The sequence below is a fragment of the Luteolibacter sp. Populi genome, assembly GCF_040801775.1.
Taxonomy (GTDB): Bacteria; Verrucomicrobiota; Verrucomicrobiia; order Verrucomicrobiales; family Akkermansiaceae; genus Haloferula.
Genome location: NZ_CP161812.1, coordinates 6,066,876 through 6,081,701 on the forward strand (window position 1 = coordinate 6,066,876; position 14,826 = coordinate 6,081,701).

A 14,826-nucleotide genomic window follows, 5' to 3' on the forward strand; every position below is an offset into this window, starting at 1 on the left:
CGTGAGGGAGATCCCGATTTCGGAATTCAAGGCGACTTGCATCGAGCGGCTCAAGGAAGTGGCTGCCGGCAGTGACGAACTTCTCGTCACTCTTCGCGGCAAGCCTTTGGCGAAGGTCACCGCAATCGCCGCCGGGGCCGGGCGCACTCTCGGCGCGCAGGCGGGAGCTTGCCTGCCTGCCGAGGGCGACTGGGCCGTCCTGATGGAATCAGATCTTGATGACGATTGGTCATGAGTCGTCGCTTGCTGCTCGATACCCACGTGCTGGTCTGGGCCGAAGAAGGGCGGGAACTCGGGAAGGCCTGCCGGGCGATGCTCCTGGACCCAAGGAACGAAATTTTCGTGTCGCCGGTGACCACCTTGGAACTCGCGAGGCTGGCTTCGCTCGGGCGGCTCGTTTTCAAGCAATCTCTCGGACGCTGGCTGGACCAGGCTCGGCAGCATCTGCAATTCCGCGATGCGGTGCTAAGTCATGAGGTAGCGATCGAGAGCTACGCGCTGCCCGGTGAATTCCATCGCGATCCAGCGGACCGGATGCTGGTCGGGACCGCTCGGGCGGGAGGCTATGCCCTTGTGACAGCCGATGACCTGATCCTGGCTTATCCGCACGTCGAGGTCGTGGATGCGCGGAGGTAATTGGTCCGGAAAGGTGGTCCGCACAGTCCTCTGTGCGGAAGAATGGTCCCCGGCGGTATGCCCCTCCAAGCGGGTCGCAGCTTTCAAGGTGGGCCCGCTCCGGAATAGCACCGGAGGGTAACGGACCGTTCCGCCGCACAGAGGATTGCCCCGTCATGAGAAAGCCAAAGTGCGGGGCTATCTCCGCTTTCGCTCCGGTTGTGCGGACCACCTTTTCAGGACCACCTCTGCACTTGGAACTTCATCCCCGGCACTTCAACTTCCTCCAGTGCGACGCCTCCGAAACGACCTCCCCTACACTTTCACGCCGCCGAAGCCGCGGGCCTGGTTCCGGCCGCTCGGGATCTGGGCGAACAACGCGCTGATGCTGCGGCGGAAGTACCAGGTGCCGAACTTGGAGGACAGCGGCTTCGCGAAGGTGAAGGCGCTTTCGCAGGCAGGGCACGCGGTGCTGCTGGCACCGAACCACGCCGACCACTCCGACCCGCACGTGATGACGGCGCTGATCGCGAGGCACGGAATGCGTTCGCATTTCATGGCGGCGCGCGAGGTCTTCGAGGTCAGCAAGGCCGGGGCTTGGGCGCTGCAGAGCATGGGGGTGTTCTCGGTGGACCGCGATGGGCCTGACCTGTCCGCGATCAAGACCGCGATCACGCTGTTAGAGAAGGGCCGCGATCCGGTGGTGATCTACCCGGAGGGCGAAATCTACCACCACCACGAACGCCTCGACCCCCTGCACGAGGGCGTGGCGTCCATCCTCCTGAAAGCCGCGGGACGGATGAAGGACGGGCGTGAAGCCTGGCTGGTGCCGGTGGGCATCCGCTTCCACCACGACCCGGCGGTGAAGGAGACTTTCAATGACCGGCTCTCCAGCCTCGAGGGCCGCATCGGCTGGACCCCGAAGCCGTCCATGGCCATGGACGAGCGGATCGTGCGGCTCGGGACCGGCCTGTTAGGCTTGAAGGAGATGGAGTATCTCGGTGAGTCCGGGCGGGGGAAGATCCAGGATCGCCTCGCGCTGCTCTGCGAGGGCCTCCTGTCCGAAGTGGAGGCGCGCCAGGGCCGCGACCCGAAGGCGACTACCGCGCCGGAGCGGGTGCGGGCGCAGCGCTACCGGATCCGCAAGCGCCTGTTAGACGCGGAAAAGCCGGCGACCTATCTGGAGCGGACGGCCCTCCTGGACGACCTCGACCGGGTCTTCACCGCGTTGCAGGCGCACAGCTACATCGGCGATTACTTCCTCGCCGAGCAGACCCTCGACCGCCGCGCGGAGACGATCATGAAGCTGGAGGAGGACCTGCTGGGCTTCCCGAACTACCCCACGCCGCGCACCGCCCGGGTCACGGCGGGCGAACCGATCGCGGTGAGTAAGATGCTGGCCGCGGGCGAGCTGCCGGCGAAGGGCGGGGCGGGGGAGTTGACGGCCTTGCTGGAAAGAAGGCTGGGGGAATTACTTCTGAACCCCGACCAAAGAGCTTGAGACCTCGCGGAGGACCACATCGTCGATCCAAAGTGCGGTCTTGGTGCTGCCACCTTCAATTGTCATCCCCGCCGGCTGGAAATCCTTCGGGCCCAAGTCGAATGGAATGCTAATGTCGATCCATTTCCCGGCTTTCCCCAGAACAGACATGTAAATGGGAATTGCAGCGCCGTCCTTGCCAACAAGCGCAACCTTGATGTCGCTTAAATCCTCTCCTTCAGCCTTCACACGGAAGGTGAGGAGCTGATGCGGCGTCGACACCTTGCGTTGGAAGGTTTGACGGAGGCTGTATTTCTCCTCGCTCGGAGTGATCTCCAAGATCGAGTTTGCCGAGTTCCCGGGTTCTTGGATCACCTTGCCTTCCTTGCAAAGCCACGGGGCCAAGCCTGTTTCAAAGCCCCCATTCTTGAAAAGCGAAGCACCGTCCTTTTCCCCCTCTACGGCGCTGACTACCATCAAGAGCGCGGCCCGTTTGTCCGTGTCCGCCTCCTTGTCAGCATTCGCTACAGGAGCTTTTAGTTCGCCAGCCTCTTTCCGTTTGCCGGATTCGGAGGATGGTTCCTTCCCCGCCCGCACCGGTTGAAGTCCTTGACCGAGCCTCGGTCGCGGTAGCCGGGGTGTCGCGCTGCCTGGCGCATTCCGGCGATCTGGCGCAGCGTCCGTCTTGCCATCCGCTATTTGGAGAACCTTCGCCTCACCGACCTCGCCAGCCTCGGTCGCGATCTGCGGAGCCTCATGCGCAATCTGCTCTCGCAGCGCCTGGTTGTCCCTCCATAGCCAGCCGATCGCGCCGGAGGAAAGTAGGAGTGCTCCCGTCAGACACAGGCTGCTGCGATTCATGCCCTTGAAGATGAAGGGCCGACCGTCCGGAAGTCAAGCTTCCGGGACCCGGCTCTATTCCAGTTTCAGGTCGCCGATCCACAGCTTTCCCTCGCCGCGGTTGCACTCTAGCTAGGCCGCGGCCGGCTTGATCGTGCGTTTGAGTTCTTCTCCCTTCTCCCTGCTGGCCTTGCTGAGATCGAAGTCCGATTGGAGGCGCAATAGCAGAGAAGCGGAAATGCCGAGGTAACGCTCGATTCTCAGGGCGGTATCGGCCGACACGCCCTTCCGTCCGCCGAAAATGTCGCTGAGTCGGCTGCGGGGAATGTGCATCCCGCTGGCAGCGCGGGAGGCGGGAATGCCTCGCGCTTCCAACTCATCATGGATCAAGCCCGCCGCTGGATTGGTCTGGAGGTTCATAGTCATGAATGAGTGTCCTCTATTTCAACGAGTTCCACATCGGTCAATTCGTCGTTGGCCCAAGCGAAAGTGATCCTCCACTTGGAATTTCGTGAATTGGCATCAATGGAGTAACGACTGTCTCCATGAAGCTTGTGGTAGTGAAGTGCTTGCAATGTCAGGAGGTCCCGCTCGGTTGCTTGATTGAGGACCGCGAGACGCTCCTGAGCTTTGTCGATCCGTAGTCCGCCAAATAGCTTCTCTTCCTTCCGGGTGAGCTTCTCGCCCCGGAAGATCTTTTCCGTAGCTTGGTCGGTGAAGCTGCGGATCACGGCTTCATTGTAACCCAAAAAGAGAACAACGCAAGATTGCCTTTCACGAGAGCTTCCGTGATGATCGAGGCAGGAGGGCGATCTTGAATATGGATGACGACATTCCGGCCTCGGCCAAGATTGAGGCGATTCGAGAGGGGAGATCGCTCGACGAGATCGTGTCACCCTCCGGAACGGTGGAGCGGAATGGCATCCCGCTATTCCCGGTGCGGAGAGATGCCGGAGCGGTCACCCCCGAGATCATCCGCGAACTGCTTGAGGAGACGGAATGAGCTGAGACATTACGCCGCCATCCCGGTGCATCCCCAATTCCCGATCCCGGACAATCCGTACTTGCAAACCCCGCCAGATCCGCTTTCTTCCGCGGTCCCGAGCAAGGGCGGACCGGCCAAGGTGGCTGGACTGAAAAGACCAATTCAATGAGCGAAAGCACCAATATCAACCTCGCGGACTACAAGATCCACGACACCGACACCGGCAGCGCCGATTACCAGGTCGCCCTGATGACCCAGCGGATCGTCCACCTGACCGCCCACCTTGGCCTTCACAAGAAGGACACCTCGTCCCGCCGCGGACTTCTGAAACTGGTCGCCCAGCGCCGCAAGCTGCTCGACTACGTGAGGTCCCACTCCGAGGAGCGCTACCAGAAGCTCCTGCAGGGACTGAGCCTCCGCAAGTAAACCCTTTCCTAGCGACGGCCACGGTTACCCCGTGGCCGTCGTGCATGAAACGGCGGGCTTTTTTCGGGAAACGTTTTCCCTCCCGCCGCCGGACAGCCCTTCTATCCCTTTCTACCATTTGGGGTCTGTCCGAAATCCAAAACACGGCCCGCGGCATGTCGCCGGGGGCCACACACTGAACAGACAAGATGAACATCCATAAAGTCACGAGCCAGGTCGGCTCGAACCCGATCTCCTTCGAGACGGGAAAAATCGCAAAGCTCGCCGATGGCGCCGTCATGGTCACCTCCGGTGAAACCGTGGTCCTCGTGACCGCCGTCTCCGCCACCAAGGTGAAGACCGGCCAGACCTGGTTCCCGCTCTCCGTCGAATACAAGGAGAAGGCCTCCGCCGCCGGTCAATTTCCCGGTGGCTACTTCAAGCGCGAAGGACGCCCTACCGAAAAGGAAATCCTGACCTGCCGCATGACCGACCGCCCGCTGCGGCCGCTCTTCCCGAAGGGCTACCTCTACGAGACCCAGATCATCGCGCTGCTCCTCGCCGCCGATAAGGTCAACGACTCCGACATCCTCGCGATGAACGGCGCCTCCGCCGCCCTCGCCATCTCCGACATCCCCTTCGCCGGCCCGATCGGTGCAGTGCGCGTCGGCCGCGTCGATGGTGAATTCATCATCAACCCGGTCTTCGAAGACCGCGAGCAGAGCGACCTCGATCTCATCTACGTCGGCAACAAGACCGACGTCATCATGATCGAAGGTGCCGCCAACGAGATCTCCGAGGAAGACTTCATCAAGTCCCTCCACTTCGCCCAGGTCGCCGTCCAGAAGCTGGTCGAAGCCCAGGAAGAACTGGTCCGCCTCGCCGGCAAGCCGAAGCGCGAATACACCGTGACCGTCGCCAAGGAAGAACTCCTTGAGATCGGCTACGAGATCGCCGGCAGCCGCATCGAAGCCGCCATCTACGCCGCCTCCAAGGTCGAGCGTGGCAAGAAGGTCGGCGTCCTCCGCGACGAAGTGGAAACCGCGATCAAGGCCCGCTACCCGGAGTCCACCGACTTCGACGTCGAGCAGGTTTTCGAATACATCCAGAAGAAGGCCTTCCGCATCTCCATCATGGAGAAGGGCGTCCGCGCCGATGGCCGCCAGGTCGGCGATCTCCGCCCGCTCTTCGCCGAAGCGAACAGCCTGCCGCGCGTTCACGGTTCCGCGATCTTCGCCCGCGGCGAAACGCAGGCCATGGGCATCTGCACCTTGGCCCCGGCCGATGAGAAGCAGTTCTTCGACAACTATGCCGGTGGTGAGGACAGCAAGCGCTTCATCCTCCACTACAACTTCCCTCCCTTCTCGGTGGGTGAGTGCGGCCGCATGGGCGGCATCAACCGCCGCGAGATCGGCCACGGCGCCCTCGCCGAACGCTCGATCGCCCCGGTGATCCCGGACGTGGAAGACTTCCCGTATGCCATGCGCATTTCGTCGGAAGTCATGGAGTCGAACGGCTCCACCTCCATGGCCACGGTCTGTGCCGGCACCATGGCGCTGCTCTGCGCCGGTGTCCCGCTCAAGGCTCCCGTCGGCGGTATCTCCGTCGGTCTCGTGACCGAGTGGAACGATGACGGCAGCCTCAAGGCCTACAAGCCCCTGCTCGACATCATCGGCTCCGAAGACTTCTACGGCGACATGGACTTCAAGCTCTGCGGCACCGACAACGGCGTCACCGGCTACCAGCTCGACCTGAAGCTCGCCGGCCTGCCGATGGCGATCCTCGAGGAAGCCATCCACATGGCCAAGGCCGCCCGCACCACGATCATCGCCAAGATGACCGAGGCCGTCTCCGGTCCGCAGGACCTCAGCCCGCATGCCCCGCGCATCGTATCCGTGAAGATCCCCGCCGACCGCATCGGCGAGCTCATCGGGCCAGGCGGCAAGAACATCAAGGGCATCCAGGCCGAGTCCGGCGCCGAGATCAACATCGAGGACGACGGCACCGTGCACATCTACGCTTCCAAGGAAGAAGGATTGCTGCGCGCCAAGTCGCTCATCGAGCGCATGTTCCAGGAAATCGAAGTGGGCAAGATCTACACCGGCAAGGTCGTCAGCATCACCAACTTCGGCGCCTTCATGGAAGTGCTCCCGGGCAAGGACGGCCTGATCCACGTTTCGGAGTTGGCCGAAGGCCGCACCGAGAATGTGGAAGACGTCGTCAAGAAGGGCGACATCATCACCGCCAAGTGCCTGGGCGTGGATGAAAAAGGCCGCGTCAAGATGAGCCGCCGCGCCGCGATCCGCGAGGAGAAGATGAAGTCGGCTGAAGCCGAGCCCGTCGAAGCCTGAGCGATCTGATTCCAGTTCCCAAGGCCCGGTCTTCCGCAAGGGAGGCCGGGCTTTTTTCGTGAGGTGAGACCACAAGGACGGCTCTTCCCCTGGGAGCGCGGAGCCACCGGCCCGCAGAATGGTCCCTGGGTGCGGTGGGCATATCACGGTCCGCAGCGAGGTGACGGCGCTCTCCATTTTTACCACGAGATGCTTCCGGCGGCGCCAGTTGCTTCTGCGGGCCGGTGGCGCCGCGCTGCCAGCGGAAGCCATCCTTTCCACCCGACGAAAAAGACACGTGGAAGAACCGCCTGCACGCAGGACCCCTTGAAATCCCACCGCGCCCGCCGATCCTCCCGCATGCCTTCCCCGGATCCCGAAGCCGAATCGCCGGTCACGATCGAAGCCTGCCATCTCTGCGGTCAGGAAGCCGCCATGGTGGTCGATGGCACTGCCTGGTGCGCCTCCTGCCTCCACGCCCGCGGCTCCTGCTGCGCGGAGTCCGAAATGGCGGAGGATTGATATGTGAGCGCGCCGCAGTCACCCGCTTTCCGTGCCGACGGCCTATTGCGCCGGTTCTGGGACTGTTGAGGGTCGCAGTTGTCTTTTTGGCAAAACCGCGTGGAACGGCGGATGGGATGCCGTTCTATCAGAAAATCAATTCCCTGACCGTAATCGTGATTGCATTGGCGATCTACGACAGGGATAAAAGCGTTTCACCCCCAATCTCCCCCAAAAAGACTGAAGATTATCCATGTCATCTCCGGAGCTTAGCGAGGCGGACGTCCGATCGATGATCCGACTCGTTGCAGATGTTGCTGCCAGCCGGGGCGGAGTGACTGAAAAACGCAGGGTCCTGATGGACGGCCTGATCCGGCTGGTGGATGCCCACCGCTGGCTCTGGACTTTGTCCAACAAGGCGGAAGTGAAGCCGGGAAAGCGCCCCCTCTTCACCGTGCTATCGCACGGCGGGTTCGAAGACGGCCAGTACCCGAGATTACTCAAAGCTATCGATAGTCCGGATAGCTGGGGCATGTTTACCCACATGAGCCGGGAGGTGAAGCAGCGGAATCACAACCTGACCTGGACGCGCCGCCAGATGGATGTGGACGGGCATTTCACCCGCAAGCACGTCCGGGAACTATGGCATGAAGCGGGCGTGGGAGAACTCATGATCTCGGCTCATCCCCTCAGGACGGGGGAGTTGGGTGGGATCGGAATCTACAGGAATGTCGGGTCTCCGGACTTCGACCTCCGGCACGCCCGGATGGTTCACATCGTCCTCGCCGAGGTGCCTTGGCTTCACGAGGTGGCCTGGCAGGTGGAAGAGCAGCCGGCGATTCTGCCCAAGCTCTCGCCGCGGCGCCGGACGGTGCTCAACCTCGTGCTCGAAGGGCAGGCGCGGAAGGAGATGGCCGCCCAACTGGGGATCTCCATCCACACCCTGGATGGCTACGTGAAGGACATCTTCCGCCACTTCGCGGTGCACTCCCAAGCGGAATTGATCGCCCGCTTCCGCGCTGGCGATGGCGGAAAAACCCCCGAATCCGGGGACTAGCCATTGAGACTCATTCGCGGTAAGGTCTCGATCCTCAGTTTTTGGCGTGTCGGCTCTTCCGGGACAGGAGCCGCCATTCCAGCCGAATGTCCCGTCGTCGCGTCGACTTGCCGCCGGATCGCTCATGATACGGCGCTTTTCGGATGCGGCGGCGGGCAATTTAAGGACTTGCGGAGATCTCCCGAGCGAAGGGAGTCGCCGCTGCACCGCCCGCCTCTCAGGGCTTGGCCGGCGCTTCCTTCTTCGTGAACTCCGCGGTGGCGCTCAGATACCAGATCGCCGCGCCGGTGCCGATCACGGCGAACAGGATCAGGAGAGTGAGGAGTAGGCCTAAGCAGGATTTCATCGCGGGGTAACGGGTGGAAAGTGTTCAGGTTTCGCCGCCCGCGGCAAGGGCAGGTTTTTTCAGGGCTGGGAGGATGCTCCGGTATAACTCGGCGCATGAAAAAATGGTAGTTGTCCGATCACCCGCTTGCCCGCATGCTGCGAGGCCCTATGTCAGAAGACCAAAGTCTGCTTCCGGGCGCGGGCGCGGGGGCGGATTCGGGAACCAAGCGGACGATTGCCGGGGGACCGGCGTTTCCCGTCGTTGCTGCCGCTGCGTCTGCGGGCGAGCGCTTTCCTGCTCCGGACTTGAACCGCCGGGAAGTTCCGCGTACCGGATTGGCGAGGGAGGCGGAGCGGATTCTCCTGAGGCGCTTTCCCCCGCCGGGCGTGGTCGTTTCGCCTGCGATGGAGATCTTGCAATTTCGCGGGGATACCGGGGCCTATCTGGCACCGGCCCCGGGCGTGGCGAGTTTGAATCTCCTGAAGATGCTGCGCGAGGGGCTGCTCGTCGGCGTGCGTGCGGCGATCCTTCGCGCGGATCAAGAAGACAGGACGGTGCGCGAGGAAGGCTTGCACGTGAAGTGCGAGGGCGGCTTCCGCGAAGTGGCGATCGAGGTGATCCCGATCGAAGCTGGCGAATCGAAGCAAGGCGGCTTCCTGCTGCTCTTCGACGAAGGCGGGAACCGGGCGCTGCGGGAGATCCGTGCTGCCGCGGACGATGCCTCCGGGGCCGGCGGCGAGGTGTCCCGGCTCACCCAGGAACTCCTGGCAACGCGCGAGTATCTCCAATCGGTCATCGAGCTTCAGGAGTCCATCAATGAAGAACTCCAGTCCGCCAATGAGGAGGCGCAATCCGCGAACGAGGAGATGCAGAGCATCAATGAGGAGCTCGAAACCTCGAAGGAGGAAATCCAGTCCCGCAACGAGCAACTGGCCCTTGTTAATGATGAGCTGAGCATCCGCAACACCGAGCTCCATCGGCTGAACGGCGCGCTCGAGTTGGCGCGTGACTACGCGGAGAGCATCGTGGCCAGCGTCCGCAGCCCGCTGGTCGTGCTCGGGGAGGAACTGCGGGTGAAAACCGCCAGCGCCGCCTTCTACGACACCTTCCTGGTCGCGCCCGATGCGACCGAGGGGCGGCTGATATACGATCTCGGCAATGGGCAATGGAACATCCCCGCCCTCCGCACCTTGCTTGAGGAGCTGCTTCCGCGGCAGGAGCGGATCCACGACTTCGAAGTGAGCCACAGCTTCGAGCAAATCGGCCGGCGAACCATGGTTCTCAATGCCCGCCGCCTGGCAGGAGGGGCCGAGGACGAACCCCTCATCGTGCTGGCGATCGAAGACATCACCGGCCGCCGCACCCAGGAGGACTCGCTCGCCGCGACAGCGACCGATCTGGTCCGCGCCGACCGCAGCAAGGATGAATTCCTCGCCATGCTTGCCCATGAGCTTCGCAATCCGCTCGGGCCCATGCGCAATGCCGCGGAGATCCTCCGGACCGTCGCTGCCGACTCGGCCGCGCGCGAGCACGCCCAGCGCATTCTCTCCCGCCAGATCGGGAACATGAGCCGCATGATCGATGACCTCCTGGACGTCTCCCGCATCACCGAAGGAAAGATCGAACTGCGCAGGGAAGTGGTGGATCTCCGGGCGATCTTCACCGCCGTGACCAGCCTCGCGCGACCGGATATGGAGGCGCGCGGCCAGCAGCTCACGGTCACCCTGCCCGCGGATCCGGTCTTCTTGAATGCCGATCCCACGCGCCTCGACCAGATCTTCGGCAATCTCCTCGGCAATGCCTGCAAATACAGCGGCCCGGGCTGCCACATCTCGCTCCTCGCCGAGCGCGCCGGAATCGCGGGGAACGGACCGCCCGAGGTGATCGTCCGCATCGTCGACAATGGCATCGGCATGCCGGCCGAGTTGTTGCCGCACATTTTCGATCTCTTCGTGCAGTCCACGCGGGCACTGGATCGCACCTATGGCGGGCTCGGCATCGGCCTCACCCTCGTCCAGCGGCTCGTGAAGCTGCACGGCGGCAGCATCGAGGCCCACAGCGCCGGTGTCGGCCTTGGCAGCGAGTTCACCGTCCGCCTGCCGGTAATCCCCGGCTTGGCCGTCCTGCCGCCGCCGCCCGCGCCGCTCGCCCGCGAAATCCCGCGCCGGATGCTCATCGTGGATGACAATCGGGACGCGGCGGAAACCATGGCAATGCTTCAGGAATTGCGCGGTCACGAGACGCTCACCGCTTTCACGGGCCCGGCCGCCATCATCGCCGCCGCCGACTTCCTGCCGGAGGTCGTCCTGCTCGATATCGGCCTGCCCGGCATGGATGGCTTCGAGGTGGCGCGCCGCCTGCGTGCGATGCCCGCGCTTGCCGGTGCATTCCTCGTCGCCTTGACCGGCTATGGCAGCGAGGAAGACCGCATCCTCACCAAGGAGGCCGGCTTCGACGAGCATCTCGTCAAACCGGCGAACCTCGATACCTTGCGCGATTGGCTGCGCAGCCGGGTCGGCCCGGCCGCCGCGCTCAATCCGGGCTGACCGCTCCGTCGAACCGGAGCACAGCGGCGAAGGCACCATCCGTTCCATCCCGCTGCGGCAGCGCCTGGTGGGTGCCGTCGAGGCGGAGTTCCGGATGGTCGGACAGCACGATGTCGATGAAGTTCTGGTTTTCCTCGGCCTCGATCGAGCAGGTGGAATAGACGATGCGCCCGCCGGGTTTCAGGCAGGGCAGGGCGTTTTCGAGGATGCTGCGCTGGAGCTTGGGCAGATGGAGATAGTCCACAGGGCGCAGGCGCCAGCGGACATCCACGCGGCGGCGGAAGACGCCGGTATTCGAGCACGGCACATCCAGCAGGATCGCGTCGAAAGCGCCGTGCCACTTCTCCGGAGCCGGGGTGGCCCAGTCGTGGATCTCGATCACGGCATCGCCGCAGTGCAGGCGTTCGAGGTTGTCCTTGAGCCGCGGCAGGCGCTTCTCGTTGGAGTCCGTGCAAGTGAGATTGCTCGCGCCGCGCTGGGCGGCGGCAATCAGGAAGGCCTTCCCGCCCGGAGCGGCACAGGCATCCAGGATCTTCTCGCCGGGGCGCGGATCGAGGAGATCCACGCAGTGGCGGGTGGCCGGGTCCTGGATGTAGATCGCGCCCGTCTTGAGCAATTCGCCGGGGATCGGGCCCTCGATCCGGATGAAGCCTTCGGGCAGCTCTTCCGCCTCCTCGCCTTCTTCGGTCTCGGGCGGGGCAGGAAGTTCCACCGGCCCGGCCAGCGGATTGACCCGCGCATAGACCGGTGCAGGCCGGTTGTTGAATGCCATCAGGGTGATCGCCTCCTCCTTGCCGAAGGCCTTCCGCCAGCGCTTGTAGATCCAGTCCGGGTGCGAATACAGAACCTCTGGTGGCACGTCTTCGAGTTCGAAAAGCGTCTTCCGGGAGGAGGCAGCGCGGCGCAGGACCGCATTGATCAGGCCCCTCACCGAGCTCTTGCCCAGCTCCACCGTCTCGAAGACCGCGGCATGGTCGGGCAATTGCAGGATCAGGAGCTGGCACAGCCCGACGCGCAGGATGTCCCGCGTCTCATCATCCAGCTTGCCCCTCCGCAATTCCGCGATCCAGTGGTCGAGCAGGCGCAGATTCCGCAGCACGCCGAGCACGATCGCATTCAGCAGGGCGCGATCCGCGGAGGACAGGTCGTTCCGCGAGGCATGGCGGTCGATGAGGTTCTCGGCATACGCGTGCCCCTTGCTCCAGGCGCGGAGGATCGAAACGGCAGCACGGCGGGGTGATTTCATAGAAAGAAGACTCAAGACCGGGAGACTCAGGAGACAAGACCTGAGGCCCGGGGAAGGGGAGGAAACGCCTGTGGCTGCTGGCTTTCAAGTCTTGTCTCAAAGGAAGGCAGGGACCGTTCTCCGAACGGTCCGGTGGAAGGCGGCCCGAATAGGGCAGGGATCGGTCCCCGTGACGGTCGGGCCGGATGGAAGCGACATCTACGGGCAAATCAGCGGGACCTTCGGGAAATAGGTCGCGTAGCGTCCCTTGTCGCGGGTCAGGATTGGAATACCCAAAGCCTCGGCGTGCGCTCCGATGAAAAAATCCGGCAGGCCGCTGATGCGAGTGCCGCCCCGTCGGCGATAGGCCAGATGCGCTTGCGACGCCAAAAAGAGAGCATGGCGGGTGATCTCGGCGAACTCCAGTTCCAGTTGGACCAGGAGGCTGTCCACCTCCGCAGTCCCTCTGGCGGGTGCGCAGAGTTCGGCGTAGATTATGGCATTCACCAGCAGTCCGTGTCCGGCATGCTGTTCCAAGGCCACGCTGGACCATGGTTCCCAAACCGGATCCTGGCTGACGAGGTCCAGGATGACGTTGCTATCGACCAGAATAGGCATCGTCGCTGTCGTCGGCACGGCTTGCTTGCATCCACTGGTCGGTGGTCCCGCGGTCGGCCCAGCTTCCACGCACGGATGCGATCGCCTTGCGCATCCGCTCTTGGGCGGAAAGCAGGGGTGGTGTGAGCGATGAGTCTTCCGCCACCGAACGAGTCAGAATTTCCCTGACCTCGGCTTCCATCGAGCGCTGGTGGATCGCTGCCCGCATGCGCAGCTTTTCTTCCACGCCTTCATCCAAGTTACGGATCGTCAGGGTCGTGCTCACGAGTGATTTGTAAGCAATACCGGGCGTTCTGTCAATTTGCAGCGAGGGCGCTTGGTCTCACTTAGGAGCGAAGTCCAATCCTCTCCTTCAAATCTGCCCTCCGACCTTCGACCCGGATTCACCACACCCAGTCGCCGCCCCGGCGCTTGCCGGGGCCCGGAACGCTGTCGTCCTTGCCATTCGGGCCGAGCGAGTAAACTTCGAAGCCGCCTTCCGGCTTTACCCGGTAGACGAAGGGCAGTTCCAAGAGCGCATCCTCCGGGACCCCGGGCGGCAGGGCGGCCGGGTAAGTACGATGCTCCACGTAGGACTGCTCCACCGCGCAAGCAACCAGCATCAGGTCCCGCTGGACCATCGCCCGGGCACCGGTGGAGAGGGGTTCCGTGGCGTGCGGGAAGGCGATAAGCAGGTAATGCTTCTTCTCATTGTCATACGGGTAATGGGCCACCCTCAAGCGCTCCGCACCCTCCCCCCAAGCCAGCAGCGGCCCCGGGGCCTTGGCCAGCCTGTGGCACTCCACGGTGGTGCGCAGCAGATCCGCAGCATTCCAGTCGAACCAGCCACGGGGTAAGAGGCGACCCCCGCCATTCCTCACGAACCCATATTCGAGCGGCCGGGCATCCGTGATCTCGAAGGCCAGGTGGCCTTGGTTCCGGAAGTCGTGGCGGTCCTCCTTCCATCTCTCCCACAGACGCAGCATCAGCAGCGTGGCATCGACATCTCTCTGCACGGCGCGGCGCAGATCCATGGGCTTCAGCGCGGCGGCGATACGCTCGAGATCCTCCGCCCGCCATTGGTGGCGCGTGATCCCCGCTTTCAGCGGACGCGCCGTGGCCCTCAGGCCGGAGGACATGGCGTAGGTGCCATCCGGGCCCCGCGAGCCGAGGGCTTCCGCGAGCTTCAAGCTCAGCGCGATGCTCTCCGCGGCCAAGCCCGGCTGGCCGATTTGAAGGGCTGCCTCCGCGCGCAGTGCCAGCGCGGCATGGATGCGGTAGCAGCGGCGGGCCAGGCGGTCGTAGCCCAGATCGGAGACTAAGGGCGATTCCTCCGCCAAAGGCCTCCGGAGTTCCGGCAAGGCCACAAGGTCCTGTTGAAGAAGCTGCAGGACGGCCCCGTGCCGCCGCTCGAACTCTTCCAGGAAGCTCACCGGCTCCTGACCGTAGCCATCGCTCTTCTTCATTTGCCTTAAGTCGGCGGAGCCCGGTGGCAGGGCGGGAAACGGCGGACCGGCGGCTTCGGGGGCGTTCTTCGCCTTGATCCGGTCGCGGTAGCTCATCTGCTTCGGCGGCTTCTGGGGCTTTTGCCACGGGAGACTCCATTCCGGCTTCGCGAAGGCCTTTAAGGGAGCGAGCAACTCCTCGTTGCCCGGGTCCAGCGGCCGTGCCACGGCGTCCTCCCACTCCTTCAGGATGCCATGCAGCGCGGCATTCTTCTCCGGAGGTGGCAGGTCCGCGTCCATCTCCGCCCGGGTCAGCGGTAGACCCGCAGCCCGCGCCTCCGCCAGCGCTTTTTGCAGATCCTCCGCGCCGCCGCAGTTCGCGATGGCATAGGCGATGGCCAGCAGAACGCCTCCAGCAAGTACGATGCCTGCCGTAATGTGGAACCACTTTTTGCGGAGCAGGGCTTTCATG

The 14,826-nt window shown here is 63.6% G+C and carries 17 protein-coding genes; 9 read left to right on the top strand and 8 right to left on the bottom strand.

What is annotated here, in order from left to right; genetic code table 11:
- Position 1 precedes the first annotated feature (1 nt).
- The 3 genes from ABWK72_RS24615 to ABWK72_RS24625 all read left to right on the top strand — a co-directional run bounded on the left by ABWK72_RS24615 (position 2) and on the right by ABWK72_RS24625 (position 2,116).
- A complete protein-coding gene (locus ABWK72_RS24615) occupies positions 2-235 on the top strand; it encodes a type II toxin-antitoxin system Phd/YefM family antitoxin (RefSeq protein ID WP_367872230.1) in 234 nt (77 codons plus the stop codon).
- The gene (locus tag ABWK72_RS24620) at positions 232-636 is read left to right on the top strand and encodes a type II toxin-antitoxin system VapC family toxin (protein WP_367872231.1); all 405 of its coding nucleotides are present in this window, start codon (positions 232-234) and stop codon (positions 634-636) included. The genes ABWK72_RS24615 and ABWK72_RS24620 overlap by 4 nt, the downstream gene beginning before the upstream one ends.
- 268 nt (positions 637-904) lie before the next feature.
- A complete protein-coding gene (locus ABWK72_RS24625) occupies positions 905-2,116 on the top strand; it encodes a 1-acyl-sn-glycerol-3-phosphate acyltransferase (protein WP_367872232.1) in 1,212 nt (403 codons plus the stop codon).
- On the opposite strand, the gene ABWK72_RS24630 is transcribed toward ABWK72_RS24625, so the two are convergent.
- The 3 genes from ABWK72_RS24630 to ABWK72_RS24640 all read right to left on the bottom strand — a co-directional run bounded on the left by ABWK72_RS24630 (position 2,087) and on the right by ABWK72_RS24640 (position 3,666).
- On the bottom strand, positions 2,087-2,956 hold the full coding sequence (locus tag ABWK72_RS24630; protein ID WP_367872233.1) for a hypothetical protein: 870 nt from the start codon (positions 2,954-2,956) through the stop codon (positions 2,087-2,089). The genes ABWK72_RS24625 and ABWK72_RS24630 overlap by 30 nt on opposite strands.
- Before the next feature lie 111 nt (positions 2,957-3,067).
- Positions 3,068-3,361 (bottom strand): HigA family addiction module antitoxin, encoded by a 294-nt coding sequence (locus ABWK72_RS24635; protein ID WP_367872234.1) that lies wholly within the window; start codon positions 3,359-3,361, stop codon positions 3,068-3,070.
- On the bottom strand, positions 3,358-3,666 hold the full coding sequence (locus ABWK72_RS24640) for a type II toxin-antitoxin system RelE/ParE family toxin (protein WP_367872235.1): 309 nt from the start codon (positions 3,664-3,666) through the stop codon (positions 3,358-3,360). The genes ABWK72_RS24635 and ABWK72_RS24640 overlap by 4 nt, the downstream gene beginning before the upstream one ends.
- Before the next feature lie 89 nt (positions 3,667-3,755).
- On the opposite strand from ABWK72_RS24640, the gene ABWK72_RS24645 reads away from it, so the two are divergent.
- The 5 genes from ABWK72_RS24645 to ABWK72_RS24665 all read left to right on the top strand — a co-directional run bounded on the left by ABWK72_RS24645 (position 3,756) and on the right by ABWK72_RS24665 (position 8,213).
- Positions 3,756-3,938 carry a CopG family transcriptional regulator gene (locus ABWK72_RS24645; protein WP_367872236.1) on the top strand — a complete coding sequence of 61 codons (183 nt, stop codon included), beginning with the start codon at positions 3,756-3,758 and terminating at the stop codon, positions 3,936-3,938.
- Positions 3,939-4,085: 147 nt separating this feature from the next.
- Positions 4,086-4,346 carry a 30S ribosomal protein S15 gene (rpsO, locus tag ABWK72_RS24650; protein WP_367872237.1) on the top strand — a complete coding sequence of 87 codons (261 nt, stop codon included), beginning with the start codon at positions 4,086-4,088 and terminating at the stop codon, positions 4,344-4,346.
- Positions 4,347-4,534: 188 nt separating this feature from the next.
- Positions 4,535-6,676: a polyribonucleotide nucleotidyltransferase gene (locus ABWK72_RS24655; RefSeq protein WP_367872238.1), complete on the top strand. Its 2,142-nt coding sequence runs from the start codon at positions 4,535-4,537 to the stop codon at positions 6,674-6,676.
- A gap of 339 nt (positions 6,677-7,015) precedes the next feature.
- Entirely contained in the window at positions 7,016-7,177 is a 162-nt protein-coding gene (locus ABWK72_RS24660) for a hypothetical protein (RefSeq protein ID WP_367872239.1), read from the top strand.
- A 313-nt stretch (positions 7,178-7,490) separates the two neighbouring features.
- The gene (locus tag ABWK72_RS24665) at positions 7,491-8,213 is read left to right on the top strand and encodes a helix-turn-helix transcriptional regulator (protein ID WP_367872240.1); all 723 of its coding nucleotides are present in this window, start codon (positions 7,491-7,493) and stop codon (positions 8,211-8,213) included.
- Between the two features lie 217 nt (positions 8,214-8,430).
- On the opposite strand, the gene ABWK72_RS24670 is transcribed toward ABWK72_RS24665, so the two are convergent.
- Positions 8,431-8,559: a hypothetical protein gene (locus ABWK72_RS24670; RefSeq protein WP_367872241.1), complete on the bottom strand. Its 129-nt coding sequence runs from the start codon at positions 8,557-8,559 to the stop codon at positions 8,431-8,433.
- Between the two features lie 368 nt (positions 8,560-8,927).
- Between ABWK72_RS24670 and ABWK72_RS24675 the strand changes: the two genes are divergently transcribed.
- Positions 8,928-11,087 carry an ATP-binding protein gene (locus ABWK72_RS24675; RefSeq protein WP_367872242.1) on the top strand — a complete coding sequence of 720 codons (2,160 nt, stop codon included), beginning with the start codon at positions 8,928-8,930 and terminating at the stop codon, positions 11,085-11,087.
- On the opposite strand, the gene ABWK72_RS24680 is transcribed toward ABWK72_RS24675, so the two are convergent.
- The 4 genes from ABWK72_RS24680 to ABWK72_RS24695 all read right to left on the bottom strand — a co-directional run bounded on the left by ABWK72_RS24680 (position 11,074) and on the right by ABWK72_RS24695 (position 14,825).
- On the bottom strand, positions 11,074-12,333 hold the full coding sequence (locus tag ABWK72_RS24680) for a transcription antitermination factor NusB (protein WP_367872243.1): 1,260 nt from the start codon (positions 12,331-12,333) through the stop codon (positions 11,074-11,076). The two genes, ABWK72_RS24675 and ABWK72_RS24680, sit on opposite strands and share 14 nt — an antisense overlap.
- Positions 12,334-12,531: 198 nt before the next feature.
- Positions 12,532-12,930: a type II toxin-antitoxin system VapC family toxin gene (locus ABWK72_RS24685; protein WP_367872244.1), complete on the bottom strand. Its 399-nt coding sequence runs from the start codon at positions 12,928-12,930 to the stop codon at positions 12,532-12,534.
- Complete coding sequence (locus tag ABWK72_RS24690) at positions 12,911-13,195, bottom strand: Arc family DNA-binding protein (RefSeq protein ID WP_367872245.1); 285 nt, start codon at positions 13,193-13,195, stop codon at positions 12,911-12,913. Before ABWK72_RS24690 ends, ABWK72_RS24685 begins: the two co-directional genes overlap by 20 nt.
- A 118-nt stretch (positions 13,196-13,313) precedes the next feature.
- Positions 13,314-14,825, bottom strand: coding sequence for a hypothetical protein (locus tag ABWK72_RS24695; protein ID WP_367872246.1), 1,512 nt, complete (start codon positions 14,823-14,825; stop codon positions 13,314-13,316).
- Between the last annotated feature and the right edge of the window lies 1 nt (position 14,826).

Bases quoted from the DNA above. Each gene is read 5' to 3' on its own strand.
- ABWK72_RS24620 (WP_367872231.1), top strand. From the start codon at position 232: ATGAGTCGTCGCTTGCTGCTCGATACCCACGTGCTGGTCTGGGCCGAA.
- ABWK72_RS24630 (WP_367872233.1), bottom strand. From the start codon at position 2,956: ATGAATCGCAGCAGCCTGTGTCTGACGGGAGCACTCCTACTTTCCTCC.
- ABWK72_RS24635 (WP_367872234.1), bottom strand. From the start codon at position 3,361: ATGACTATGAACCTCCAGACCAATCCAGCGGCGGGCTTGATCCATGAT.
- ABWK72_RS24645 (WP_367872236.1), top strand. From the start codon at position 3,756: ATGGATGACGACATTCCGGCCTCGGCCAAGATTGAGGCGATTCGAGAG.
- rpsO (WP_367872237.1), top strand. From the start codon at position 4,086: ATGAGCGAAAGCACCAATATCAACCTCGCGGACTACAAGATCCACGAC.
- ABWK72_RS24655 (WP_367872238.1), top strand. From the start codon at position 4,535: ATGAACATCCATAAAGTCACGAGCCAGGTCGGCTCGAACCCGATCTCC.
- ABWK72_RS24660 (WP_367872239.1), top strand. From the start codon at position 7,016: ATGCCTTCCCCGGATCCCGAAGCCGAATCGCCGGTCACGATCGAAGCC.
- ABWK72_RS24670 (WP_367872241.1), bottom strand. From the start codon at position 8,559: ATGAAATCCTGCTTAGGCCTACTCCTCACTCTCCTGATCCTGTTCGCC.
- ABWK72_RS24680 (WP_367872243.1), bottom strand. From the start codon at position 12,333: ATGAAATCACCCCGCCGTGCTGCCGTTTCGATCCTCCGCGCCTGGAGC.
- ABWK72_RS24685 (WP_367872244.1), bottom strand. From the start codon at position 12,930: ATGCCTATTCTGGTCGATAGCAACGTCATCCTGGACCTCGTCAGCCAG.
- ABWK72_RS24695 (WP_367872246.1), bottom strand. From the start codon at position 14,825: ATGAAAGCCCTGCTCCGCAAAAAGTGGTTCCACATTACGGCAGGCATC.